Annotated in this window: 22 protein-coding genes and 1 tRNA gene; 11 read left to right on the top strand and 12 right to left on the bottom strand. The window is 70.3% G+C overall.

Annotated features, from left to right (window positions below; genetic code table 11):
- Nucleotides 1-114: 114 nt before the first annotated feature.
- On the bottom strand, nucleotides 115-696 hold the full coding sequence (locus ACZ4EG_RS03695) for a TMEM165/GDT1 family protein (RefSeq protein ID WP_390706340.1): 582 nt from the start codon (nucleotides 694-696) through the stop codon (nucleotides 115-117).
- A 377-nt stretch (nucleotides 697-1,073) separates the two neighbouring features.
- On the opposite strand from ACZ4EG_RS03695, the gene ACZ4EG_RS03690 reads away from it, so the two are divergent.
- The 3 genes from ACZ4EG_RS03690 to ACZ4EG_RS03680 all read left to right on the top strand — a co-directional run bounded on the left by ACZ4EG_RS03690 (nucleotide 1,074) and on the right by ACZ4EG_RS03680 (nucleotide 4,216).
- On the top strand, nucleotides 1,074-1,718 hold the full coding sequence (locus ACZ4EG_RS03690) for an HNH endonuclease family protein (RefSeq protein WP_363298944.1): 645 nt from the start codon (nucleotides 1,074-1,076) through the stop codon (nucleotides 1,716-1,718).
- A 95-nt stretch (nucleotides 1,719-1,813) separates the two neighbouring features.
- Nucleotides 1,814-3,442: an alkaline phosphatase D family protein gene (locus ACZ4EG_RS03685; RefSeq protein WP_467789388.1), complete on the top strand. Its 1,629-nt coding sequence runs from the start codon at nucleotides 1,814-1,816 to the stop codon at nucleotides 3,440-3,442.
- 162 nt (nucleotides 3,443-3,604) lie between these two features.
- A complete protein-coding gene (locus ACZ4EG_RS03680) occupies nucleotides 3,605-4,216 on the top strand; it encodes a DedA family protein (protein WP_467789387.1) in 612 nt (203 codons plus the stop codon).
- Between the two features lie 417 nt (nucleotides 4,217-4,633).
- Here ACZ4EG_RS03680 and ACZ4EG_RS03675 read toward each other — a convergent pair whose 3' ends face one another.
- Nucleotides 4,634-4,864, bottom strand: a complete 231-nt coding sequence (locus ACZ4EG_RS03675) for a DUF2277 domain-containing protein (RefSeq protein ID WP_453552258.1) — start codon at nucleotides 4,862-4,864, stop codon at nucleotides 4,634-4,636.
- Nucleotides 4,865-4,961: 97 nt separating this feature from the next.
- Here ACZ4EG_RS03675 and ACZ4EG_RS03670 point away from each other — a divergent pair, with 97 nt between their 5' ends.
- The gene (locus ACZ4EG_RS03670) at nucleotides 4,962-5,864 is read left to right on the top strand and encodes a ketopantoate reductase family protein (RefSeq protein WP_467789386.1); all 903 of its coding nucleotides are present in this window, start codon (nucleotides 4,962-4,964) and stop codon (nucleotides 5,862-5,864) included.
- A gap of 19 nt (nucleotides 5,865-5,883) precedes the next feature.
- On the opposite strand, the gene ACZ4EG_RS03665 is transcribed toward ACZ4EG_RS03670, so the two are convergent.
- Nucleotides 5,884-6,255 carry a hypothetical protein gene (locus ACZ4EG_RS03665; RefSeq protein WP_453552254.1) on the bottom strand — a complete coding sequence of 124 codons (372 nt, stop codon included), beginning with the start codon at nucleotides 6,253-6,255 and terminating at the stop codon, nucleotides 5,884-5,886.
- Nucleotides 6,256-6,315: 60 nt separating this feature from the next.
- On the opposite strand from ACZ4EG_RS03665, the gene ACZ4EG_RS03660 reads away from it, so the two are divergent.
- Together ACZ4EG_RS03660 and ACZ4EG_RS03655 are read left to right on the top strand one after the other, a co-directional pair.
- Nucleotides 6,316-6,768: a MarR family winged helix-turn-helix transcriptional regulator gene (locus ACZ4EG_RS03660; protein WP_467789385.1), complete on the top strand. Its 453-nt coding sequence runs from the start codon at nucleotides 6,316-6,318 to the stop codon at nucleotides 6,766-6,768.
- 67 nt (nucleotides 6,769-6,835) lie between these two features.
- Nucleotides 6,836-7,180: a hypothetical protein gene (locus ACZ4EG_RS03655; RefSeq protein ID WP_390706349.1), complete on the top strand. Its 345-nt coding sequence runs from the start codon at nucleotides 6,836-6,838 to the stop codon at nucleotides 7,178-7,180.
- 43 nt (nucleotides 7,181-7,223) lie between these two features.
- Here the strand turns inward: ACZ4EG_RS03655 and ACZ4EG_RS03650 are convergent.
- A tRNA-Val gene (locus ACZ4EG_RS03650) sits at nucleotides 7,224-7,295 on the bottom strand.
- A 152-nt stretch (nucleotides 7,296-7,447) separates the two neighbouring features.
- Here ACZ4EG_RS03650 and ACZ4EG_RS03645 point away from each other — a divergent pair.
- The 3 genes from ACZ4EG_RS03645 (at nucleotide 7,448) to ACZ4EG_RS03635 (ending at nucleotide 10,337) form a co-directional block, all read left to right on the top strand.
- Entirely contained in the window at nucleotides 7,448-8,248 is an 801-nt protein-coding gene (locus ACZ4EG_RS03645; protein WP_467789384.1) for a DUF4097 family beta strand repeat-containing protein, read from the top strand.
- A gap of 74 nt (nucleotides 8,249-8,322) precedes the next feature.
- On the top strand, nucleotides 8,323-9,711 hold the full coding sequence (locus tag ACZ4EG_RS03640; RefSeq protein ID WP_467789383.1) for a hypothetical protein: 1,389 nt from the start codon (nucleotides 8,323-8,325) through the stop codon (nucleotides 9,709-9,711).
- A gap of 83 nt (nucleotides 9,712-9,794) precedes the next feature.
- On the top strand, nucleotides 9,795-10,337 hold the full coding sequence (locus ACZ4EG_RS03635; RefSeq protein WP_453552246.1) for a DUF4383 domain-containing protein: 543 nt from the start codon (nucleotides 9,795-9,797) through the stop codon (nucleotides 10,335-10,337).
- Here ACZ4EG_RS03635 and ACZ4EG_RS03630 read toward each other — a convergent pair.
- From ACZ4EG_RS03630 to ACZ4EG_RS03620, 3 genes are all read right to left on the bottom strand, one after another.
- Nucleotides 10,325-11,449: an amidase domain-containing protein gene (locus ACZ4EG_RS03630; protein WP_453552244.1), complete on the bottom strand. Its 1,125-nt coding sequence runs from the start codon at nucleotides 11,447-11,449 to the stop codon at nucleotides 10,325-10,327. The genes ACZ4EG_RS03635 and ACZ4EG_RS03630 overlap by 13 nt on opposite strands.
- Nucleotides 11,450-11,608: 159 nt before the next feature.
- The gene (locus ACZ4EG_RS03625; RefSeq protein WP_467789382.1) at nucleotides 11,609-12,907 is read right to left on the bottom strand and encodes a polysaccharide deacetylase family protein; all 1,299 of its coding nucleotides are present in this window, start codon (nucleotides 12,905-12,907) and stop codon (nucleotides 11,609-11,611) included.
- A 47-nt stretch (nucleotides 12,908-12,954) separates the two neighbouring features.
- The gene (locus ACZ4EG_RS03620) at nucleotides 12,955-15,075 is read right to left on the bottom strand and encodes a transglycosylase domain-containing protein (RefSeq protein ID WP_467789474.1); all 2,121 of its coding nucleotides are present in this window, start codon (nucleotides 15,073-15,075) and stop codon (nucleotides 12,955-12,957) included.
- Nucleotides 15,076-15,479: 404 nt separating this feature from the next.
- Here ACZ4EG_RS03620 and ACZ4EG_RS03615 point away from each other — a divergent pair, with 404 nt between their 5' ends.
- Nucleotides 15,480-15,698, top strand: coding sequence for an FmdB family zinc ribbon protein (locus ACZ4EG_RS03615; protein WP_453552240.1), 219 nt, complete (start codon nucleotides 15,480-15,482; stop codon nucleotides 15,696-15,698).
- Nucleotides 15,699-15,717: 19 nt separating this feature from the next.
- On the opposite strand, the gene ACZ4EG_RS03610 is transcribed toward ACZ4EG_RS03615, so the two are convergent.
- Genes ACZ4EG_RS03610 through ACZ4EG_RS03600 form a run of 3 tightly spaced genes read right to left on the bottom strand, consistent with a single transcriptional unit; the run spans nucleotide 15,718 to nucleotide 20,170 of the window.
- On the bottom strand, nucleotides 15,718-16,530 hold the full coding sequence (locus ACZ4EG_RS03610) for an HAD family hydrolase (protein ID WP_390706356.1): 813 nt from the start codon (nucleotides 16,528-16,530) through the stop codon (nucleotides 15,718-15,720).
- Complete coding sequence (locus ACZ4EG_RS03605) at nucleotides 16,530-18,980, bottom strand: phosphoribosyltransferase (RefSeq protein WP_467789381.1); 2,451 nt, start codon at nucleotides 18,978-18,980, stop codon at nucleotides 16,530-16,532. Before ACZ4EG_RS03605 ends, ACZ4EG_RS03610 begins: the two co-directional genes overlap by 1 nt.
- Nucleotides 18,981-19,003: 23 nt before the next feature.
- Nucleotides 19,004-20,170: an HpcH/HpaI aldolase/citrate lyase family protein gene (locus ACZ4EG_RS03600; RefSeq protein ID WP_467789380.1), complete on the bottom strand. Its 1,167-nt coding sequence runs from the start codon at nucleotides 20,168-20,170 to the stop codon at nucleotides 19,004-19,006.
- Between the two features lie 186 nt (nucleotides 20,171-20,356).
- Here ACZ4EG_RS03600 and ACZ4EG_RS03595 point away from each other — a divergent pair, with 186 nt between their 5' ends.
- Nucleotides 20,357-21,202, top strand: coding sequence for a TerD family protein (locus ACZ4EG_RS03595; protein WP_467789379.1), 846 nt, complete (start codon nucleotides 20,357-20,359; stop codon nucleotides 21,200-21,202).
- Between the two features lie 3 nt (nucleotides 21,203-21,205).
- Here the strand turns inward: ACZ4EG_RS03595 and ACZ4EG_RS03590 are convergent, their stop codons facing one another.
- Nucleotides 21,206-21,943, bottom strand: coding sequence for a TerD family protein (locus tag ACZ4EG_RS03590; RefSeq protein WP_390706955.1), 738 nt, complete (start codon nucleotides 21,941-21,943; stop codon nucleotides 21,206-21,208).
- Nucleotides 21,944-22,079: 136 nt separating this feature from the next.
- Nucleotides 22,080-23,219, bottom strand: coding sequence for a DUF475 domain-containing protein (locus ACZ4EG_RS03585; protein WP_453552231.1), 1,140 nt, complete (start codon nucleotides 23,217-23,219; stop codon nucleotides 22,080-22,082).
- Nucleotides 23,220-23,379 lie beyond the last annotated feature (160 nt).

Raw genomic sequence — 23,379 nt, 5'->3', positions numbered from 1 at the left:
GCGGCCCCGCCCGCCGGTCAGGGAAAACGGGCGGGAACCACTTTGTTCCTCTACGGTACAAAACCCGGCGGGATCCCGCCACCTCCCCCGGCAAGCATTCACCTGACGTTCAGCTCAGCCCGCCACGGCCTCCCACAGGCTCCATACGCCGAGCGTCAGCATCAGCAGCGCCGCGATCTTCGTGATGAGCCGCAGCGGCACCCGCTTCATCAGGGCCTTCCCACCGACGATGCCGAGTCCGGCGACCGCCCACAGGGCGAGCACCGCGCCGAGGCCGACGGAGAGCGGGTCGTCGTAGCGGGCGGCGAGGTTCGCGGTCATGATCTGCGTGAGGTCACCGAACTCGGCGACCAGGATGAGCATGAAGCCGGTACCGGCGACCTTCCAGAAGGACTGGTCGGCGGGCTTCTTGATCTCCTCCTCGCCGTCGTCCTTCTTGAGCAGCAGCATCGCGCCGCCGCCGAGGAAGAGGACGCCGGTCAGCGCGTGCACGATCTGCTGGGGCAGCAGCGTCAGCACGCTGCCGGCCGCGACGGCGAGCGCCACGTGCAGCAGGAAGGCGGCGGCGATACCCGCGAAGACGTACGAGGCCCGGTAGCGGGTGCCGAGGACGAGGCCGGTCAGCGCGGTCTTGTCCGGCAGTTCGGCGAGGAAGATGACGCCGAAGACGAGCGCCGTCACGGTGATGCTGATCAAAGTCCCTCAATCGGTCGGGGCTGCCCCACCGAGAGTGCTGTGCGTCGCACGGAGACACCTCGGCATGGCAGCACACGGCACCCGTGCCGAGGGGCACGGGCGTGCACTGCTTGCCGAAGGTCTCGCTGGCCGGTCTCGTGACCGAGGTCCGGCTCCGGGCGCCGGCTCAGGCTGGCTGAGCAGTATGTCGACGGTCCGGCGAGGAGCTACTCCCCTTCTGCGCCGCCCATCGTACGCGACGGAAAGTTCGACCGTAAAGGTTGTCGTGTCATGAACACGTCACTAACTTCTTACCGAACACACACCCACCGGCAACGCGGAGCCGGGAGCATTCCCTCGCTCGTGCTCCAACACCCCCACCCCACCAGGGAGTTCGCATGCCGAAGTTCTACGCGCGTCGACGCCTCAGCATACTCGCGACGCTTACCGGTCTCATAGCCTCCGCCGCACTGTTCAACTCCCCGAGCGCCTCCGCCGCCCTCCCCACGCCGGTCAGCGCCGCCACCGCCCGCAGCTACCTCTCCCAGCTCACCGTGGCCACCGAGAACCGCACCGGCTACAACCGCGACCTGTTCCCGACCTGGATCACCATCAGCGGCACCTGTAACACCCGCGAGTACATCCTCAAGCGGGACGGTACGAACGTCGTCACCGACTCCGCCTGCACCGCCACCAGCGGCAGCTGGTACTCCCCCTACGACGGCGCCACCTGGACCGCCGCCTCCGACGTCGACATCGACCACCTGGTCCCGCTCGCCGAGGCCTGGGACTCCGGCGCCGGCAAGTGGACCACCGCCCAGCGCCAGGGCTTCGCCAACGACATCACCCGGCCCCAGCTGCTGGCCGTCACGGACAATGTGAACCAGGCCAAGGGCGACCAGGACCCGGCCACCTGGATGCCGTCCCGCACGGCGTACCGCTGCACCTATGTGCGCGCCTGGGTCCAGGTGAAGTACTACTACGACCTCTCCGTCGACTCGGCCGAGAAGACCGCGCTGACGAACTACCTCGCGAGCTGCTGATCGTCCACGGCAGATCGGCCAACTGCTGATCGCGAAGGTCTGTCCGCCCTCCCCCGTCGTTCAATACCGTACGGATCACGACGGAGGAGGGCGCCGTGGCCGGACTGCTATTGGGACCACTACTGAGGTACGCCGACGGCTCGTCCGCGACCGTCTGGGTCGAGACGAGCCGTCCGTGCGGCGCCGAGGTGCGCTGCGCCGACGGTGCCGGCGGCACCGCCCGCACCTTCCAGGTGGCCGGGCACCACTACGCCCTGATCCCGGTGACCGGACTCACCCCGGGCACGTCACCGTCGTACGAGGTGCTGCTCGACGGCACCCGGGTGTGGCCGCTGCCCGACTCCCGTTTCCCGCCCTCCGTCATCCGCACGCCCGCCGAGGGCGATCCGGTCCGTGTGGTCTTCGGCTCCTGCCGCTGGGCCGCGCCCCCGGGCGACGGCACGGACCCGGCGGGCCCTGACGCCCTGGACGCGCTGGCGGCGCGGACGGCTGCCGACCCCGGAGGCGAGCGCCCCGACGTGCTCCTCCTACTGGGCGACCAGGTGTACGCCGACGAGGTCTCCCCGGCGACCCGGCGCTGGCTCGCCGCCCGGCGCGACCTGGACGACCCGCCCGGCGGCGAGGTCGCGGACTACGAGGAGTACACCCGCCTCTACTACGAGTCCTGGCTCGACCCCGAGGTGCGCTGGCTGCTGTCCACCGTGCCCAGCTGCATGATCTTCGACGACCATGACGTCATCGACGACTGGAACACCTCCGCCTCCTGGCTCGCCGACATGCGCGCGACCGCGTGGTGGCAGGAACGGCTGCTGAGCGGTCTGATGTCGTACTGGGTGTACCAGCACCTGGGCAATCTGTCGCCCGGTGAGCTGGCCACCGACCCGCTGTACGCGGCGGTGCGCGAGACCCCCGACGGCACGGACGTGCTGCGCGCCTTCACCGCCGGGGCCGACGCCGATCCGTCCTCGGTCCGCTGGAGCTATCGGCGCGACTTCGGCCGGGTAAGGCTGCTCATGGTGGACACCCGGGCGGCCCGGGTGCTCGACGAGGAGAGCCGCGCGATGCTCGACCCCGGCGAGGCAGCGTGGCTGCGCGAGCAGGTGCTCGGGGACCGGGGCTCGTACGACCATCTCCTCGTCGGCACCTCCCTGCCCTGGCTGCTGCCGCATCTGGTGCACGACGCCGAGACCTGGAACGCGGCCCTGTGCCGGGGCGACCGCGGCGCACGCTGGGCGCGCTTCGGCGAGGGTCTGCGCCGCCGGGCCGACCTGGAGCACTGGGCCGCCTTCCCCGCCTCCTTCACCGCCCTGACCGAGTTGTTCGCCGAGGCCGGATCCGGGCCCGGGGCACCGGCGACGGTCTGCGTGCTGTCCGGAGACGTGCACCACGCCTATGTCGCCGAGCCCGCGTGGCCGGCCGGCGGCCCCGGCGCCCGCGTCCTGCAGCTCACCTGCTCCCCCGTGCACAACGCCGTGCCCCTGTCGCTGCGGCTCGGCTTCCGCTTCGGCTGGAGCGCCGCGGCCCGGCTCCTGGGGCGCCGGCTCGCCCGGCACGGCGGCTGTCCTGCGCCGCCGGTCGACTGGCGCAGGACGGGCGGCCCTTGGTTCGGAAACCAGCTCATGTCCCTTACATTGCAAGGCTGTTCGGCGCAGCTGAGGCTGGAGCGGGCACGGCGGGACGGGTCGCTGAGGACGGTGGAGGAGTCCTCCCTCACCCCGTCATGAGGGACAACTACGGTGTCCGAGAAGCGCGGGGCCGAGATATTCCGTCGCCCGGCCGGGCCCGAGTTGACAGACTGTACGAATACATAAGCCCCCCGTGACCCTTCTGTCACACCCCAGGCGTACGCTGTATGGCTGTTATCGGGGGAGTAACGGGGAGTAGTTGTGTTCGAAGACGTGGTGTCACTGATCGTCGGCCCATGGATCTATGCCGCGGTCGCCGTTTCGGTACTGCTGGACGTCTTCCTGCCAGTGCTGCCGAGCGGGGTGCTGGTGATCACGGCGGCCACGGCGGCGGCCGCGGGTTCGGGCGCCACGGGACATGTGCCGGACATCCTGACCCTGACCCTGTCCGCGGCCACCGCCTCGGTGCTGGGCGACCTGGTGGCGTACCGGCTGGCCTGGCGCGGCGGTGAGCGACTGGACCGTGCGATCGCCCGTTCCCGGCGTCTGAGCAGCGCGCAGGAACGTCTCGGCGCGGCTCTTTCCAAGGGCGGCGGTCCGCTGGTCATACTCGCCCGATTCGCCCCGGCCGGCCGCTCCATCGTCTCGCTGTGCGCCGGCGCGGCACACCGCCGGGCCCGCGACTTCGTCCCCTGGTCCGCCCTGGCCGGCCTCTCCTGGGCCGTCTACAGCGTCGCCCTCGGCTACTTCGGCGGCCAGTGGCTGGGCGCCAGCTGGCTGGCCACGGCAGTGTCCTTCGCGGCACTCTTCGGCGCGGGCGCGGCCGCGGCCTACCTGATGCGCCGCCAGCCGGAGACTTCGGAGGCGTCGTAGGGAGGTGGCCCCGCGCTCCGGGGGCCTGCCCGGGAGCGCCCTCCGGGCGGAGGACGGGACTCCGACGACGAAACCCAGGGCTCGGTCCTGCGGGCCTGCCGCAGCGACGGGCCCGCAGCCCGACCGTACGGAGACGGCCGCCGCACCTGATTCGGCGCCCCAGCCGAAGGCCCAGCCGCGCGGCCCCACCCCCAGCGGCATGCGGCCTTCCGGAGGGGGCTGCGTGTGGCTCGGGGGTATCTGCGGGCGGTCGCTGTCGGCTCTCGTGGACCGGCGGACGCCCCACGGCCACCAGCCCAGCCGGCGCCCTCCGACCACGCTCGGCCGCGGCGGACGCCCACGGCTCCGCTCCCGCCCCCGCTCTTCAGGCGCCGTCGCCTTTCGCGGTCTGGCCCGGCTCGGCCCGTCAGGGCGGTTCTACGCGCCCGTACGAGTCGTCTGGCCTCGGATCTCCAGGCTTTCCAGCAGTTCGGCGGTGGCCTCTGCGACGGCGTTCACGGCTCTGTCGAACGCCTCCCGGTTGTGTGCGGCCGGGGCCCGGAAGCCGGACACCTTTCGCACGTACTGCAGGGCGGCGGCGCGGATTTCGTCCTCCGTGGCCTCCTCGGCCAGCGCAGGCGGGCGGAGTGTCTTGATGCTGCGGCACATAGCCCCAGTCTCACGCACTCCCGCGCGCCCTGGAAGGATCTCCCGTGAAGGCGGCCACCGTTCCCGGGGCCGACCCGACGAGAGGAACAACCACATCATGGCGAACGAACGACTCACCGTGGCCGTCCTGGGCCCGGGCGGCATCGGCGGTCTCCTCGCGGGCCTGCTGGCGCGCGCCGGGCATCGGGTGATCTGCCTGGCGGGAGAAGAGACCGCCGACGCCCTGCGCATCGGTGGAATCCGCGTACGCAGCGGCCAGTTCGGTGACTTCACCGCGCCCGTGGAGGCGGACACCGAACTCCACGAACCCGTGGACGCCTGCCTGGTCACGGTCAAGCACACGGCACTGGACGCGGCCCTCACCCGAGTCCCGCCCGGCGTCCTCGGCGACGCCCTTCTCGTACCGTTCCTGAACGGCGTGGAGCACCCCGCGCTGCTGCGCGCCCGCCACCGCCCCGACCGCGTGGCCCCTGCCGTGATCCGGGTCGAGTCCACCCGCCTCGCGCCCGGGCTGATCGAGCACGGCAGTCCCTTCACCGAGATCGACCTGGCCGGCGACCCGGTACCCCGCCCGCTCCTCGACGCGCTCGCGACGGCCCTGGGCGCCGCCGGTCCGGTCACCCGGGTCTGCGAGGACGAGACGTCGGCCCTGTGGGCGAAGATGTCGTTCCTCGCCCCGTTCGCCCTGCTGACCACCCGATATGAACTGCCTCTCGGTGACATACGCACGCGCCACCGCGAGGAGTTGACGGCCCTCGTCGCGGAGACCGCGGCCGTCGCCACCGCCTGCGGCGCCCCCGCGGACCCGGCCGGGGCGCTCGCCCGCTACGACGCCTTCCCGCCCGGCACGAAGTCGTCGATGCAGCGCGACGCGGAGGCGGGACGTCCGCTCGAACTCGACGCCATCGGCGGCGCGTTGCTGCGCGCGGCCGAGCGCCACGGAGTACCCGTTCCGGTGTCGGCACGCCTGGTGCGGGAGTTGCGGGACTCCGCCCACTGAGGCACGTGAGCGGGCAGTGTCACCCTGTCGACAGCCACCACGCCGACACCAGGTGCACCACCCCGAGCGCACCCGCCGTGACCAGCATCCCCGGGTTGCGGCGGGCCGCGCCGATCGCCGCGTCGCCCAGCTGGGCGGCACCGGAGACGATCAGCACCGGGACCAGGGTTCCCCAGGAGCCGAGGGCGACGAGCGTCAGGACCGCCGCGCTGAGCGGGATCGCGCGGACGGCATAGGCGCGGGCGAAGAAGACGACTCCCGAGTTGAGCGGCTCGCCCGTGGCGAGGGCCAGGGACGGGCGGGCCAGGCCGACGCCCGCGGAGACTCCCGAGACGAGCGCCACGAGTGCGTTGAGGAGGCCTGTCAGCAGGTGCGCGGTGTGCGTGGTCAACTTAATCACCCCATGAATCATTCTGATTGAGAATGGTTCTTGGAAGGTACCATCCCTGACATGAACGAAGTCAAGGGGCCCGGCGGACTGCCGCACACGCTCACCTTCCGGCTCGGCACACTGGGCGCGGTGATCGGCGACCGGTTCGCCGAGCGGATCGAGGGGTACGACCTCAAGCCCAAGCACGTGGGCCTCCTCACGGCCCTCACCCAGGGCTCGTTCGCCTCCCAGCAGGACCTGGCGGGTCGCCTCGGCGTGGCCCCCAGCCTGGTGGTCTCGCTCGCCGACCACCTGGAACGGCTCGGCGCGGTCGAGCGCGTGCGCGACCCCGGTGACCGCCGGCGCCAGGTCCTCACGCTCACCGACCGGGGCCGCGAACTGCTGGCCGACTGCGCCGCCGAGGCCCGCGCCCTGGACGCCGAGTTCACCGCCCACCTCTCCGCCGACCAGCGCCAACTCCTCCATGCCACGCTGGGCTCGCTGGCGGTCCGGGCGGGACTGCCCACGGACTGAGCACTCGTTCGCATGAACCTCCGGAACGAACTCGCCTCCCAAAATCGAACAGGCGTAGCATTGCCGCGTGGCTGCGATCCATGACTTTCCGAGTGACCTCCTCGCCGGTCAGGAGGAGCTGCATCAGGTCCGGGCCGAGCTGTCGGCCCTCCTGAAGCGCCTCCCCTGGTCGGTCGAGCCGCTGGACGGATTCAGCGACGACAGCGGCTGGCGGAAGGTGGAGCGCCCCGCCTCCCCCGGCTGGACGGCCGACGAGCAGGCCGAGGTGGAGAAGCTGAGGCAGCGGGAGCACGAGCTCGCGGTTTTCGTGAGCGGTCACCGCTTCTGGGCGGAGGTCGCGGAGGCGGACCGGGTGGCGGCCCGGATGACGCTGAAGCACGCGCACGAGGGCCGCGAGGACGCGGGCGACTGACAAGAAGACCCCGGCCGTCAGTGGCCGGGGTCTTCTTCCTGTGTGGGCGCGGACGGTTTCGAACCGCCGACATCCTGCTTGTAAGGCAGGCGCTCTACCCCTGAGCTACGCACCCAGGACGAGTCGACAGCCTACATTGCCGGGGGCACTGTCCCGCAAACCTGTATCGGTGCAGCCCGCGCGGGCGGCGTCGGGGGGTTATCCCCACCTCGAATACGGGAGCCGCCCGGATCGGCTCCCGGGCCGCCGATTCCTACTGTCGATGACATGACCTCCACCGCCCGAGCCAGCCGAACCGCCCGAACCGCCCCCGTCCGCCGTACGGCCGCCGCGCTCGGCGTCACCGTGCTCCTCACCGCCGCGCTCTCCGCCTGCGGGGACTCCGCGGCGGACGACAAGCATCCCGACCACCGTTCCTTCGCCCTGCACGGGCACACCCTCACCGTCGACTCCGACGACTCGGCGCTGGAGATCGTCGCCGCCGGCTCGAACAAGGCGGGGACGGTCGAGGTCACCCGCTGGTTCAAGGGCAAGGTCGTCGTGGGCGGGGACCCGAAGGTGACCTGGTCGATTAAGGACGACCGGCTGGTGCTGCGGATGAGGTGCTCCGGGTTCATCGCCGACTGCTCCGCCAGGCATCGCATCGAGGTGCCGCGCGGCATCGCGGTCAAGGTGGAGGACGGCGACGGCAGCGTGCGGGCGCGCGGGTTCACCGACGCGCTCGGCATCCGTACCCACGACGGATCCGTGCACGTCACCGACTCCACCGGGCCGCTGGAGCTCGGCTCCGACGACGGCTCGGTGCGCGCCGAGGTCTCCTCGCCCCGGGTACGGGCGACCACTCATGACGGCTCGGTCCGCCTCGAACTCGGCGCCGTACCCGACCTGGTGGAGGCCACGAGCGCCGACGGCTCCGTCACGATCGCGCTGCCCCGGGCCACGTACCGGGTGACGACGAAGACCGGCGACGGCGGAGTGGACGTCTCCGTGCCCCGCAGCGACTCCAGCCGCCACGTCGTCTCCGCCCGCACCGCCGACGGGAAAGTCACGGTGCGAACCGCGAACTGACCGGCTCGTGTGTTCGTCTTCAACGGGTGGGAGAATGACACCACCCAGGGCGAACCACAGCACGGGAGAGGGATGTGACGGCGACACCGGCGACACCCGAGCAGCCGTATTCGCCGTCCGTACGGCCCCGGCGCGGCCCCACGGCCCTGCGTGACGCCCTCACCCTGATGGGTCTGCCCGTGCTCGCCGCCCTCGCGCTGCCCGCCGCGTTCGCCGGCGGCGGCACCCGGCGCTGGTTCGGCGGCCGGTCCGAGAGCCAGCGGGCCGAGGCACAGGCCGCCAAGGACGCCGCCGCGGCCGCCTTCTACGAGCTCGACACCGCCCAGCGCGATCTGCGGATCTCGATCGAGACCATCTCGGCCGTCGACGACTCCCCCGCGGCCCGCCGCGCCGTCACCGACTTCGAGGCGCTCGGGCGCCGTATCGACGAGGTCAGCAACCGCTACATCCAGGCGATCGACGCGCACGACCTCGACCGGGACGACCTGGAGGCCTCCGTGGCCGCCCGGGCCCGCTCCGAGCTGACCGCGGCCAAGGACGAGCTGGTGCGGGTCAAGCAGGAGCTGGACCGCTTCGGCAGCGGTCTCGGGCCGCTGCTCGGCAAGGCCGAGACCCAGCTGGCCCGGCTCGCGCCCGCCGTGGAGCGGGCCCGCCAGGGGCTGCTGGCCGCGTCCAACGCCCTGGACGCCGTACGGGGCTCGGGGCTGACGGCGGACGACCTCGCGGCCCGGCTGGCGGCCCTCTCCCCCGAGCTGACCAAGCTGAACCAGGGCGCGGGCCGGCACGGGGTGCAGCAGACGCTGGAGCGGGCCGAACGGGTGCAGCGGGAGGCCGAGGCCGTCCGCGTGGAGGCCGAGCGGCTGCCGGAGAAGGCGGCCGAGATCGACCACCGGCTGGTGTCGCTGCGCACCCGGGCGCAGGCCCTGACCACCCGGGCCGGCCAGGTCGACCCGGTGCTGAGCGAGCTGCGGCGCCGGTTCGCGGCGGCCTGCTGGCAGGACCTCCAGCACGTGCCGCAGCAGGCCGTGGACAACGTGCGGCAGGCCGAGCTGAAGCTCAAGGAGGCGCAGGCCGCCCGGGACGCCCAGCGCTGGCCGGACGCCACCTCGCTGCTGTCGACGGTGCGGGCGCTGCTGAACACCACCGACGAGGCCGTCTCGGCCGCCGGTGACCGGCTGAACCGGCTGAACGCCGTGCAGAAGGACCCGCAGCAGGAGATCGACCGGACCCGGTTCGCGATCCGGGACGCCCAGCGGCTGGCCATGACGGGCCGTACGACCCCCGACCCGCGGCACGCGCGGCCGCTCGACGACGCCGTGGGCCGGCTGGAGCGGGCGATCACCGGTCTGGAGGGCCGCCACCCCGACTACTGGCACTTCCTGACCGAGACGGAGACCGTGCGGCAGACGGTGGCACGGGTGGTGGCCCAGATCCGCGAGGACCGCGGGGGTCCCGCGCACTGAGCCGTTGCCGCCGGGGCATGGCGGGCGGATATTGGGAGAGACGTACGGCCTGGGCCGGTACTCACCCGCACAAGGAGGCGGACATGGCCTCGCACGCATCGCACTCGGACACTCGGCAGCGGATCAAGTTCGACGAGCACCTTCCCGTGGACCACCGGCTGAACAAGGTCTACCGGGTGGGCGCCGGTCTGATGGGCCTGTTCCTGCTCGCCTTCGGCATCCTCGGCCTGACGAACAACATCGGTTTCTTCGACACCGGTGGGAACACGGCCATGGGGCTGAACACCAATGGCACGCTGAGCGTCCTGTCCGTCTGCGTCGGGCTGCTGCTCTTCGTGGGCATGGTGATCGGCGGGAACTTCGCGTCCACGCTGAACATGACCCTGGGCATCCTGTTCCTGCTGAGCGGGTTCCTGAACCTCGCCCTGCTGGACACCCCCCACAACTTCCTGGCGTTCAAGATGCAGAACGTGCTGTTCAGCTTTGTGGTGGGCATCCTGCTGATGGTGTTCGGGATGTACGGCAGGGTCGGTTCCACCCTGCCGGACGACAACCCGTACTGGCGGGCCCGCCACCCCGACGCGGTACGGCCGGAGCGGCGGGACCGGCCGGATCAGGTGCGGTAGGCGTAGAACGCGGCGGTCGGGTACGACGCGACGAGGCTCGCCACCGACCGGTTGTAGGTGTTGGTGGAGTGGTACGACACGTACGGCACGCCCTGCGGGCTGCGGTAGGTGACGATCATGGAGTGGTCCTTGGACCCGTCCTTGTTGAAGTCCATCTGCAGCACGTCGCCCAGGTCCAGCTGGTAGACGTTGGCGAGGCTGGTGACCCGCTTCGAGGACAGGGCGAACCAGGAGAACTCGTTGACGCCGACGAACGAGTCCGACTGGATCTCGGAGTTGCCGAACCACTTGTGGAAGTCGTACGTGTAGCCGGGTACGTGCTTCCAGCCGCCCGCCTTCAGGGACTGGCTGACGAAGTTGGTGCAGTCGCCGCCCGCGCCCTGCCCGTTGTAGTCCGGGTAGTCGGGGTTGTAGTACTTCCAGTACTTGGTCGCGTACGCCACCATGGCCTTGTAGTCGTAGCCGCTGGCGGTGAAGTTCTTCGGGCTGGCGGGCCCCGGCCACGAGGTGGCCGCGCGGGGCGCCGAGGGCGGGCCGTCGTCGGCGGGGCTGGCCTTCACCGCGACGGTCGGCTGCTTGGCCACCTGGTTCACGGCGATGTAGCCGTTGTCGGTGTCCTTGATGTCGGTCAGCTGCCAGTTGCCGTGCCGGTCGGCCCGGAAGGTCAGCTCGTGGTGGGCCTGGAAGCCGGTGGTCTTCGGCTCGGTGCCCTTGACCTTCGCGTAGGTCAGCGTCGTCGACTCGGTGACGTCGGCCTTGGCCGTGCGCCCGGTCACCCGCGTCGCGTCCAGCGTGACCCGGGTGCTGCCGGCGCTGTACTTCTCGCCCAGCTTCGCGAGGCGCGACTTACGGCCGTGCAGTTCGGTCAGCGCCGAGTTCTCCTCGCGCGACCGGATGGCGGACAGCTTGACGTCGCCCGAGAAACCCGACGTGGCCCGCTTCTTGTGGCCCCCGTCCACCAGGGCGTCCGTGCGGTCGGTGAAGACCGCGTCGGCCAGCTTCTGGAAGGTCGCCTTGGTCGCGGCGTCCACGGTCGGGTCGTCCACTACGGCGGCGCCCGCGCTCCAGTTGGGCACCAGGGCCACTCCGGCGACGACCGAAGCGGCGGCCACCGAGACTATTCCGGCACGACGGCCCTTACGGCTCAATCTTCTAGATTTCAATGATGTTCCCCTCTACACCGGTACACCTACCGGGGGATGGCATCTTCGCACGGCATGTGTGTTGGTTGTGAAGGGGGTTGCACAAGTGGAATCACCAGCGCTCGGACGTCACTTGACCACCGTCGACCAGTCCCCCGGCGACTGCGCCGGATCCAGGCTGCGCAGGTTCGCCAGCGTCTCCGGCTTCTGCACGTCCATCCAGTCGGCCAGCTCCTTGAAGGAGACGCACTTGACGCCCTTCTTGGTGCAGACGTTCTTGACGACCTGGTCGATGGCCTTCATGTAGATGCCGCCGTTCCAGTCCTCGAAGTGGTTGCCGATGAACAGCGGTGCCCGGCTGCCGTAGTACACGCGGTTGAAGCCGGCCATGTAGGCGTCGACCGTCTGCTGCTCCCACTGCGGGTACAACGCCGGGTTGCCATGCGTCTCACCGTCTGACTGGTTGTAGAGGAAGTTGAAGTCCATCGACAGGGCCTGGATCTTGTCCCCGTACGGCAGCAGCTGCAGCGGGAAGTTCCAGATGCCGTTCTTCTTCGACGGCCATATCTGGAAGTCGCCCGTGGAACTGGCGTCATAGCGCCAGCCGTAGCCCTTGATGGCCTTCAGCAGGTTCGGCTGGCCCTCCAGGCAGGGCGCGCGGCCTCCGGTGACCTCCTTCTTGAAGTCGAAGGGCAGTGCGGGGATGTCCGTGTAGCCGGTGTTGGTCTTCCAGTTCTCCACGAGCGAGAAGAACTGGTCGATCTCCTGCTTCCAGTCGTCGACGCTCCAGTCCTTGCCGCTGCCCTTGGTCTCGCAGAAGTGGCCGTTGAAGTGGGTGCCGATCTCGTTGCCCTCGTCGTACGCCAGGCGCAGCTGTTCCAGGGTGGTGCGGATGTGCTCGTCGGTGGGGTAGTCGATGGCCGCGGCGCCGGGCTTGTGCTGCGGCGGGTGGTACAGGTCCTTCTTGCTCTTGGGCAGCAGATAGATGCCGGTGAGGAAGAACGTCATATGGGCGTCGTACTGCTTCGCCAGCTCCCGGTAGTGGGAGAAGAGCTCGTCGTCGCCCTGCAGCGCGCCGTCCCAGGAGAAGACGACGAACTGGGGCGGCTTCTCACCCGGCTTGAGCGGTACGGCCTTCAGCTCCCCCTTCTGCGGGCCCGTGTAGGAGGTCGAACCGTCGCCCAGGATCTTGGTCTTGCCGTCCCACTTGGGCTCCTTGCCGGTCTTCGGCGGGGCGCCCCTGGATCCCTTGGCGGACGCGGCGGGCGCCGTGTTGTCCTGGCGGACCAGCGCAAGGAAACCGGCGACCAGCGAGGCCACGACGAGGAAGGCGGCCAGGGTCATGACTTCCGGGCGCGTTGCGCGGCGGGGTGGACGGCGGCGGGCGCGGTCCCGGCGGCGACGGCCGGACGGCTGCTTCCTGTTCATGGGCGGCTCATTCTGTGCGGGGGTGGGAGGTCGTCGGGCCATCGAGGTCAACCGAGGCCCATTGCCTTCTCCCATATGACGTACGGAACGCTCTCATTGGTTGTACCGGCCAGGCCCTTGAGCGGAAGTGGTTCGAGACTCTTGGCGAGGTCCATGCGGTAGACGACGACCGCGGTCGACACGGAGTCGGCCATCCCGGCGTACCAGGCGGCGGTGTCGTTCTCGGTGGTCCCGGCCTTCCCGCCGGCCGGAAGTGCGGCGCCGGTGCGCCCGGCCGTCGGCGCGGCGGGGGTGGCCGCGCCGGGGTGGGCGGTCAGCAGGGAGTCCGTCAGCGCCTGGGAGACCTCCTGGGCCACCTTGGCGCCGACCGCCCGGCGCTCGGCGGGGGTGTCCATCCTGACCACCGAGCCGTTGCGGGTGATGCGGAGCACCGAGTACGGGTCGGTGTGCTGCCCCTGCGCGGCGAAGGTGGCGTAACCGCTCGCCATCCGGATGGCGCTGGGCGTGGAGTTGCCCAGGGACATCGCAGGCACCTGCGGTCCCATGCTGGAGGGGAGCAGACCGGCCGCCTCGGCGGTCTGCCGCACATTGGCCAGGCCGGTGTCCATGCCGAGCTGCATGAACGGGGTGTTCACCGACTGGGCGAGCGCCTTGCCCAGGCTGATCGGCCCGTAGGACTGCCCGCCGTCGTTGTGGGCGGCGACCCGCTTGCCGCTGCGGTCCCAGTACGGCCCCTCGGGTGTGGTGACCGGGACGCCGTTGTCGCCGTTGTAGAGGGTCTGCGGGGTGACCGGGGTCGCGGGGCCGTTGCGGGTCTTGTGGACGCCGTGCTGCAGACCGGCGGCGTAGACGAACGGCAGGAAGGCCGAACCGGCCTGGACGGTGGACGCGTTGGACTCGTTGAAGCCCTGCGTACGGTGGTCGGGGCCGCCGTACACGGCGATGATCCGGCCGTCGGTGGCCACCGAGGCGGCGCCGTAGTGCGCGGTCTTCACGCTCTTCGGGTCGTCCTGCTTCGCCTGCTTGCGGGCCTTGGTGACGGCGTCGGTGAGCCGGGACTCCCGCTTGCGGTCGAAGGTCGTGTAGATCTGGTAGCCGCCGAGGTCGAACTGCTTGTCCGAGATGTGCGCGGACTTCTTGGCGTACTGCTGGGCCAGCTCCACCAGGTAGTCGCTCTGCTTGCCGGTGTCGTAGACCCGGGCCGTCCTGAGCGGTTCGGGGAACGTCCGGTACTTGGCCCGCTCCGCCGGCGACAGCTTGCCGATCTTGACCATGCGGTCGAGGATCCAGGTCCAGCGCTCCTCGGCCCGCTTGTGGTTGGCCGCGCTGAGCGTGGGGTCGTAGAGTCCCGCGCCCTTCAGCAGGGAGGCCAGCATGGCCGCCTCGCTGGCGTTGAGCTTGCTGACGTCCTTGCCGTAGTAGGCCTGTGACGCACGCTGGATGCCGTACGTGCCGCGGCCGAACCAGCTGGTGTTGAGATAGCCCTCGAGGATCTCGTCCTTGCTCATCTTGTTGTCGAGCTTGAGGGCGATCATCGCCTCGGTGAATTTGCGGCTGATGGTCTGGTTCTGGTTCAGATAGACGTTCTTGACGTACTGCTGGGTAATGGTGGAGCCACCCTCGGTGTCCCCTTGGCCGACCGTTCTCCACAGCGCTCGGGTGATGCCCTTGACGGAGATTCCGGGGTCGGAGTAGAAGCTCTCGTTCTCCGCCGCCAGCACCGCCCAGCGCACGTCCTCGGGTATGTCCTTGAGTGGCATGGCCTGCCGCTGCACCCAGCCGGTGCGGGCCATCGGCGTCCCGTCGGACCAGAAGTAGACGTTGTCCTGCTGGGTGGCGTACGTGTTCAGGTTGGTCGGTATGTCCGTGGCGGCGTAGGCGACGACCAGGAACAGGCTGAGCAGACCGAAGGACGTCAGCCAGGCGCCCAGCCACTGGCGCCAGGAGGGCACCCAGCGGCGCCAGCCGCTGCGGCCGGGGCGCGGATAGAGGGGCCTGAGGCGGCGGGCGTACGGGGCGAGCGGCGCGAGCCGGGGGCCCAGGGTGTCACGCAGGCCGGTGAGCGCGGCGACGAGGCGGCCGCGGGGAGTGGGGCGGGCGCTGCGGCGGCGGTCGGCGCGGCTGCCGGAGGCGGCGGGCGGCGGTGGAGGCGGCACGCGGAGTTGCATGGTCTCGTCGGCGCGCAGGGCGTCGACCTTCAGGTGCAGGGTCTCGTCCGCGCGCAGGGCGTCGACCTTCAGATGAAGGGTCTCGTCCGCGTCCAACGGCACACCGGCTCCGGTCCGGGCGTGGTCCTCGCCCTCCGGGTCGTCCGTCCGCTGTGATGCGTCGGTCACGACTGCGTCTCCCCTCGCACTCGGTCTTGCGCGCGCGGGTTGAGACTCAGTGGGTGGCACAGCCGCGGTGGGCGCGGCGTCACGAGCCCCCCTGTTCCCCCGGTCTTACGGCTCCTCGCGGCCTGTCTAAATTATCAGCGATCTTTTCAAAATCTCCGCACAAGTATCGGGCAGAGTCGAACACTCATGAAATTCTGAGGTGTAGTGATTACCGTCACGCCGGTTAACCTGTGCTTATGCCTCGCTACGAGTACCGCTGCCGGACCTGCGGCGACACGTTCGAACTGAGCCGTCCCATGGCACAGTCCTCCGACCCCGCCGACTGCCCCGCCGGCCACGACGACACGGTCAAGCTGCTGTCGACGGTAGCCGTCGCGGGTTCGGCCTCCGCACCCGCCCCCGCGCCCCGTGCGGGCGGAGGAGGCGGCTGTTGCGGCGGGGGCCGCTGCGGCTGACGCTTCCCGGTGAGGCAGCCTAGGACGGCCGCCGTACCGTCCGCAGGAACTCCCGCAGGATCCGCTCCCCCGCCAGCACGCCCCGCTCGGGCAGCGCGCTGATCGCCGGTGCGGTCCAGTCGGCGTCGGCCAGCTCGCCGTGCCCCGGGCGCCAGCCCCGGTCGGCCGCGAGCAGCAGGTCGGCGTCGAGCAGGGAGTCGCCGGCCGCCAGGGTGAGGTCGGCACCGGTGCGGCGGGCGACCTCACGGACCGCCGCGCTCTTGGTGAGGGGCTTCGGCACGGCGTAGACCTTGCGGCCCTGCAGGGAGACCGTCCAGCCCCGGTTCTCCGCCCACACCGCGAGCTCCTTGACCCACTCCTCGGGCAGCAGCTCGCGCTCGACCACCAGATAGGCGAAGAGGTCCTCGGCGATCCGGTGCTTGCGCACCCAGGCGGGGTCGGCGGTCTCGGCCAGATGCGCGCGCACCTCCTCCAGCGGCGCGCACTCGTCGGCCAGCCGGTCCTGCACGCGCGCGTGCCAGTCGGGGTCCGAGACTCCGTCCACCAGCAGATGGCCGCCGTTGGCACAGATCGCGTACTTCGGCGCCGGGCCCGGCAGGTTGATGCGCAGGTACTGCTTGCGGGTCCGGGTGGTCGTCGGCATGAACACCGCCGCGTCGCCGAGGTCGCCGAGCAGCTGCGCCGCCGTCTCCGTCATATAGGACAGCGGCCTGCTCTCGTGCACCTCCACGCACAGCAGCCGGGGCGCCCGCGCGTCCGGCATGGTCAGCGCGAGGGCCGCGGCGGAGTAGATCAGCGTACGGTCGAGGTCGCTCGCCACCAGCACCGGCATCAGACCGTCACCGCCTTGCCGTCGGCGCCGGTCGCACCGCGCGTGTACCGCGGGTGGATCAGCCCCACGCAGGTGTACGGCAGTTCGCCGACCTCCTCGACGGGCACCCCTCTCTGCTCGGCCAGCAGCCGGACATGCTCCAGGTCGGGGCCCGCGCCGGCGCGGGCGAGGATCTTCCAGGGCACCCGGCGCAGCAGCACCCGGGTGGTCTCGCCGACACCGGGCTTGACGAGGTTCACGTCGTGGATGCCGTACTCCTTGCTGATCCGCTCGACCGCGGCCCAGCCCTCCCAGGTCGGGGTGCGGTCGCCGGCGAGGAGATCCTTGACCGCCGTGTCCACGGTGTCGGTGACCTCGGGGAAGCGCGCGGCGACGGCGTCCAGGAAGGCCACCGACACATCCACGCCGGCGAGTTCGCGGTAGAACTTGGCGCCGTGGAAGTCGTTCGGGCCGACCAGGTCGGCGCGCAGGACGGTGCGTGAGATCAGGCCCGAGACCGTCGAGTTGAGGCAGGCCGACGGGATGAGGAAGTCCTCGCGGGTGCCGTACGTCCGCACGCACGAGCCCGGGTCGGCGAGCACCGCGATCTCCGGGTCGAAGCCGGTGATCCCGTCGCCCGCCTCGAACTCCTCGATGGCGTCGGCGAGTTCGCGGGTGATCGCGCCCTTGCCGGTCCAGCCGTCGACGAAGACGACGTCCCGCGGGTCGTGGTGCGCGGCCAGCCAGCGCAGCGCGTTGGCGTCGATGCCGCGCCCGCGCACGATGGACACGGCGTAGTGCGGCAGGTCGAGTCCGTGCCGGAACCTGGCCCAGCGGCGCATCAGCACACCGACCGGGGTGCCCGCGCGGGCCAGGGAGACCAGCACCGGCCGGGGCGACCGCTCGGCGATCACCGCCTCCGTGACCACGCCGACCGCCTGGGCGATCCGTTCGGCCGAGGCCTCCAGGGCCGCGTGGAACAGCTCCTGGTACTGCTCGCTGGGCTGGTACTCCACCGGCAGCGACTCGGCGTAGTGCGCGCCGCCGCTCTGGATCGCCTCCTCGCGCTCCTCGGTCGGCGCCTCCAGCGTCACGTCCGAGAGGTCCTGCAGCAGCCAGCCGACCTCGTCGGGCGCGTACGAGGAGAAGGCGGGGCCGCGGAGGGGCTCGGGCAGCATGGAGGGCCTTTCGGGTACGTACAGGGGCTCGGGCACGTACGACGGTACGACGGCGAGCAGAACGTGCGGCGTGTGCGCGGCCAGTTGGGCCAGCAGGCCGTCGGGGGCGTGCAGCCGGGGTGTGTCGGCGGCCGAGTCGACCACCGCGACGACGGCGTCGAAGCCGGCGCCCGCGACGTTGTAGGCGTAGCGCTCGCCGGGGCCGTCGGCCGGGTCGTCGTGGGCCGGGAAGACCAGGCGGGTGCGTATCGCGTAGCCGGGGTCGTCGACGGCGAGGACGGGCGAGCGGGTGGTGGTGGAGTAGCGCACCTCGACGTTCGTGACCTGCTCCAGCTCGCGGGCCAGCCGCAGGGGTGCGTACATCAGTTCCTCGAAGCCGAGGACCAGGACACGGCGGGCGCCGGCGGGTATCGCCTCGGCGAGCCGCGCGGCCATGGCGGGCAGGGCGCCCTCCAGGCGGGCCCGGTGGGCGGGCGTGAACCCGTGCCGGCCGCCGTCGGGCAGAGCGCGCGGCCAGTGGAGCTCGACGCGGGTGATCCGGCCGTCCTCGGCCCCCGGTGCGGGCGCCTCCCGGGACTCGTGGCGGGCGACCAGCTCCTGCCCCTTCTCCAGCACCCCCTCGGGCAGCCGTACGGTTCCCGAGGCGGCGGCGACCAGGTCCACACGGGCGCCGATCTCCCGGGCGAAGGCCGCCAGGCGTCCGGCGTCCGCGGGTGAGCGCATGTCGACGAGGGCGACCACGACGTACCGCCCGCGCGGGTAGCGCTCGTGCAGGTCGCGGATGGTGTTCAGGACCGTGTTGCCAGTGGAGAACTCGTCGTCGACGAGAACCAGCGGGCCGTCGCCGGCCAGCAGCGCCGGGTCCTCCGGTAGCAGCAGGTGCGAGGTGGCGTGCGAGTGCGACTCCTCGAAGCCGCCCGCCCGGGCGACGCCCGCGACCGGGCGGCGGGTGGAGTGCAGATAGGGGGCGAGGCCCAGGCCGTCGGCGACCGAGTGGCCGAGGCCGGTGGCGGTCTCCGCGTAGCCCACGACGACGGCCCTGGCCGCCTCCTCGTCGCCGAGGAGCTCGCGCACCCTGCGGCCCAGGGCGAACCCGTGCCCGTACACCACGCCCGGCGACTGCGGCACGTGCTTGCCCAGCACATTGGAGACGAGCAGGTGCGCGCGCTTGGGGTTGCGGCGCAGCGCGAGCCCGAGCAGCCCCGTCAGCGTGTCGTCGCCCGTCAGTCCGACCCCGAGTCGCTCGGCGACCCAACTGCCGGACCAGGCCCCGTTGTTCACTGCCTTGTTCATGCGTTCCTTGGGTTGGGCGGTGGTCAGCCGGGGATCCCGGCGGCGAGCAGCTCCACGAAGCCGACGTCCTCGTTGGCGACACCGAACACCTCGGCGCGCAGCATGGTCCGCTCGGCCCAGGCGCGGTGCGGCTTCACTTCGTTCATCTTGTTCGTGTAGGCCGACCTGAGTACACCCCCGCCGCCGCGTTCCGGCCGCAGAATGTCCTGGGCGTCACTGAACTCTTCGTGACTGACCACTGACAGTGCGTGCACCGGCAGGACGTGCGAGGGGTGGATGCAGGTCTTGCCGAGCAGTCCGTTGGCCTGGTCCAGGGAGATCTCCCTCAGCAGCCCGTCCATCGCGTGCTCGATCAGTCTCTCGCGCAGCTCGACGGCCTGCCCCTCCAGGAAGGGGCTGTGCCGCAGCATCGGCTTGAACATGCGCTCGGGGACCCGGAAGTACTCCCACACCGGACCGGTCACCGTGAACCCGGTGCCGTCGGCCCGACCCAGCATGTTCACCACGTCGGCGATCACCGAGGCGATGATCTGGACGTCGTACGCCGTCATGTCGGGGGCGCGGCGCAGTCCGTACGAGGAGCAGAAGTCCGTGACGCCCAGGCGCAGCGCCAGCACCCGGTCGCGGTACTTGTCGACGGCGCGGGCGATGCCCTCCAGGGCGTCCACGCGCGATTCCCGGTACATCAGCTCGGGCGTCTCCAGGACCGGCATGCCGAACAGCCGGCGCCCGCTCTCCGTCTCGGCGGCGGCCAGCGCCTCCAGGAAGGGGATGCCGCGCTCCTCGGTGAACTTCGGGAACACGAATCCGGACAGCAGCCGGACGGTCGCGCCCAGGCGTCGTACGAGGTCGGAGATCTGTTCCGGGTTGCGGACCCGGATGAAGAGCAGGGGCAGGTCCACATCGGCCCGGGAGTCGAGGTCGGCGAACTGGCGTACGAGGTTCTGCTCGCCCTCCAGCACGTCCTCGTCCCCGATCGAGTCCTCCAGGCACAGCACCATCGAGACCACGCCCAGTGAGGCCTGCTTGACGATGTCGTCGGCGAGCCTCGGCCTGGTGGCCGGGCTGTACAGCGTGGCGCCCAGGGCCGCGGAGAGCAGCCGGGCCGGGGAGTCGGCGGTGAACTCGCACGGCTCCTGGTGGAAGAGGCGCTGCCGCACCTCAGGGGCAATGTGCCCGAAATGACGCATAGAACTCCCCCGTGGCGCAAGGTAAGCAACTGGATTTGGTGGACAGGTGGCCGGTAATAGTACGTACGACTCCATGTCATGAGTTCCCGCCAGGCATGAATTTCAGGTAACGCCGGCAAGCACAGCCCTGTCGGTTGTGGTTACCCCGCATTGTCGTGACCAGGACCGAGAAGGCAGGATGACCGCATGACGCACGCGATGTTGAAGGGGTCGAACGTCCCGCTGGAAGCCACGACGCTGCGCGCCGTGCTGCGCTGGACGCCCGGGCAGGATGTCCCGGATGTCGATGCCTCGGCGCTGCTCCTCGGCCCCGACGGCCGTGTGCGCTCCGACGAGGACTTCGTCTTCTACAACCAGCCCCGGCACCCCTCCGGGAAGGTATGGCGGCTCGGCAAGAAGCGTATCGCCGAGGGCCTGACCGACACGATCCAGACGGATCTGGCCGGTGTCGAGACCGGTGTCAGCCGTATTCTCCTGGTCGCCTCGGCGGACGGCGTCGCCTTCGAGCACGTACACGCGCTGCGCATCGTGCTGTACGACGCGTCCACCGTCGAGGGCGAGCCGCTGGCCCTCTTCGACATCAAGCCGGAGACCGGCGCCGAGACCGCGCTGATCTGCGGGGAGCTGTACCGGCGCGGCGAGGGCTGGAAGTTCCGGGCGCTCGGCGAGGGCTACTCCAACGGTCTGAAGGGCCTGGCGACCGACTTCGGCATCTCGGTGGACGAGTCCGAGGGGGCCGAGGAGCCGCCCCAGTCGCTGCCCCTGCCTCCGGAGCAGCCGACGATGCTGCCGACGCAGGCGGCGCAGTCGGCGTACGGCTATCCGCAGCCGGGGACCTCACAGGTGGCCCAGACCCAGTCGGCCTACGGCTATCCGCAGCCCGCCGACGGGCCCGCGTACGGCTATCCGCAGGCACCGGCCGCGGCGGCCACGTCGGCCCAGTCCGGCTACGGCTATCCCCCTCCGGTGACGGCGGCCCCGAACCCGGACTTCAGGCTGCCCCCGCAGGGCCCGCAGTTCATCGGCCGCTGAGGGTCACTCCACCACCTTGGTCTTGTAGCCCCGGCCCCACTGCAGCCCCCAGCCGTAGAGCCGGTCCAGCTCGCCCTGGAAGCCGTAGACGAACTTCACCTCGCGGCGGACGATCAGTTCGCCCTTGACGTTCTCGATCATCACGACGGCGCAGGAGCGGGCCTGGGGGTGCCGTTCGTCCAGGCCGATCTCGATGCGCGGGCCGTTGCTGGGGTAGAGCGTGACGATGGCGTGGGTGCGGTCGAAGGCCGGCGTCTGGTCGTAGATGTAGACGAAGACCAGCAGCCTCTTTATCTCCTCGCGGTGGTCCAGGTTGACGTACATCGTCTCGCCGGACGCCGACCCGAACCGGTCGTCGCCGCTGAGTTTGACGTACGGCGGTGAATTGACGTCCCCGAGGTAGTTGCCGAGCGGCTGGACGACCCCCCTGGTGCCGTCCGTGAGCTCGTACAGGCAGCCCAGGTCGAGGTCGACGTTGACCATGCTCTGCCCGTGGCCCAGCACCTCCGCCGGCTTGAGCGCCTTGAAGGGGTGCCGGAACAGACTGGTGCGCTGGATGCCGCCGAAGTCGGACGTCCGCATGCGCCAGGTCAGATTGACGCGCAGATGCCCGGTGGCCGCGTCCTGCTTGGTCAGGGACACCTGCTGGTGCCGCTTGGTGAGCTGGATCGAGTTGGTGGCGGCACTGCCCGAGTCGAAGTCGGCAGCCCGGCCGCCCAGCAGCCCGTCGAAGAAACCCATTCCCGCCCCCATGTACGACTGCGTACCCGTGACACAAAATGGCGGGGCGGCCGCCGTCGGCCGCCCCGCTGTGAGCGTTCCTCACCCGGAAGGTGATCACACCTGGGAGTGAGACACCCCTGATGTGGACCGAGTCCTAGACGGACACCTCAGCCTTCTCGTCCGAGCCCTCTTTTCCCTCGGACTCCGCCAGAGCGCGGTTGCGGCGGACGGAGGACCAGAAGGACCAGGCGATCAGGATGACGCCGACGAGGCCGGTGATGACCTCGTTGATCTGGTACTGGATGGTGACCATGAGGATCACGGCCAGCGCCCCGATCGCGTAGTGGGCGCCGTGCTCCAGGTAGACGTAGTCGTCGAGGGTGCCCTGACGGACCAGGTAGACGGTGAGCGACCGCACGTACATCGCGCCGATGCCCAGGCCCAGCGCCATCAGGACGATGTCGTTGGTGATGGCGAAGGCGCCGATCACGCCGTCGAAGGAGAAGGACGCGTCCAGGACCTCCAGGTAGAGGAACATGAAGAACGCGGCCTGGCCTGCCAGCACCACGGGCGAGCGCTTCTTGCCGGTGCGCGCGGCCTCTTCCTCCTCCTCGTGCTCCCGCTCCTCCTCTTCCTCCAGCTTGTCCTCGAAGTAGCCGGAGAGACCGCCGACGATCATGTACGTGATCAGACCGGCGATACCGGCGATCAGCACCGTCTGCGCCTTGTCGACGTGCGCGCCGCCGTGCTGGTGCGCGTGGGTGGCGAAGGTGAAGGAGGTGATCAGCAGGACGATCAGGGAGATGCAGACCGACAGCATGTCGACCTTGCCGAGCTTGGCCAGCGGCCGCTCGATCCAGCGCAGCCACTGGATGTCCCGGTCCTCGAAGATGAAGTCGAGGAAGATCATCAGCAGGAACATGCCACCGAAGGCGGCGATCGCCGGGTGGGCGTCGGTCACCAGTTGCTGGTAGCGGTCCTTGTTGTTGAGAGCGAGGTCGACGGCCTCGATGGGGCCCATCTTGGCGGTGATCGCGACGATGACGACGGGGAAGACCAGCCGCATGCCGAAGACCGCGATGAGCACGCCGACCGTGAGGAAGATCTTCTGCCAGAAGGCATTCATCTTCTTCAGGATTCCGGCGTTGACCACCGCGTTGTCGAACGACAGCGAGATCTCCAGGACGGAGAGGATCGCCACGATGCCGAGGGCCTCCCACCCCCCGTAGAAGACCGCCGCGACCAGACCGAGCGCGGTGACCGCGAACGACCAGCCGAAGGTTTTCAGAAGCACTGGCTACCCAATCGTGTATGTACGGGTCTCCCCCGCGCCGTACTCGGCTTTACTCATTGTTGACCCCGAAGTGTAGGGCCTGCCCCTCAAGCCGGGCCAGGAGGGGCGCCCGGCCCCGGAACACACAGGTCCGAGATGGTGCGGCCAGCCGTCGGGGCCG

The sequence above is a fragment of the Streptomyces sp. NPDC025638 genome, from assembly GCF_055558775.1.
Note: the sequence above shows the minus strand (reverse complement) of the source record. Positions and strands in the feature narration are given on the sequence as shown.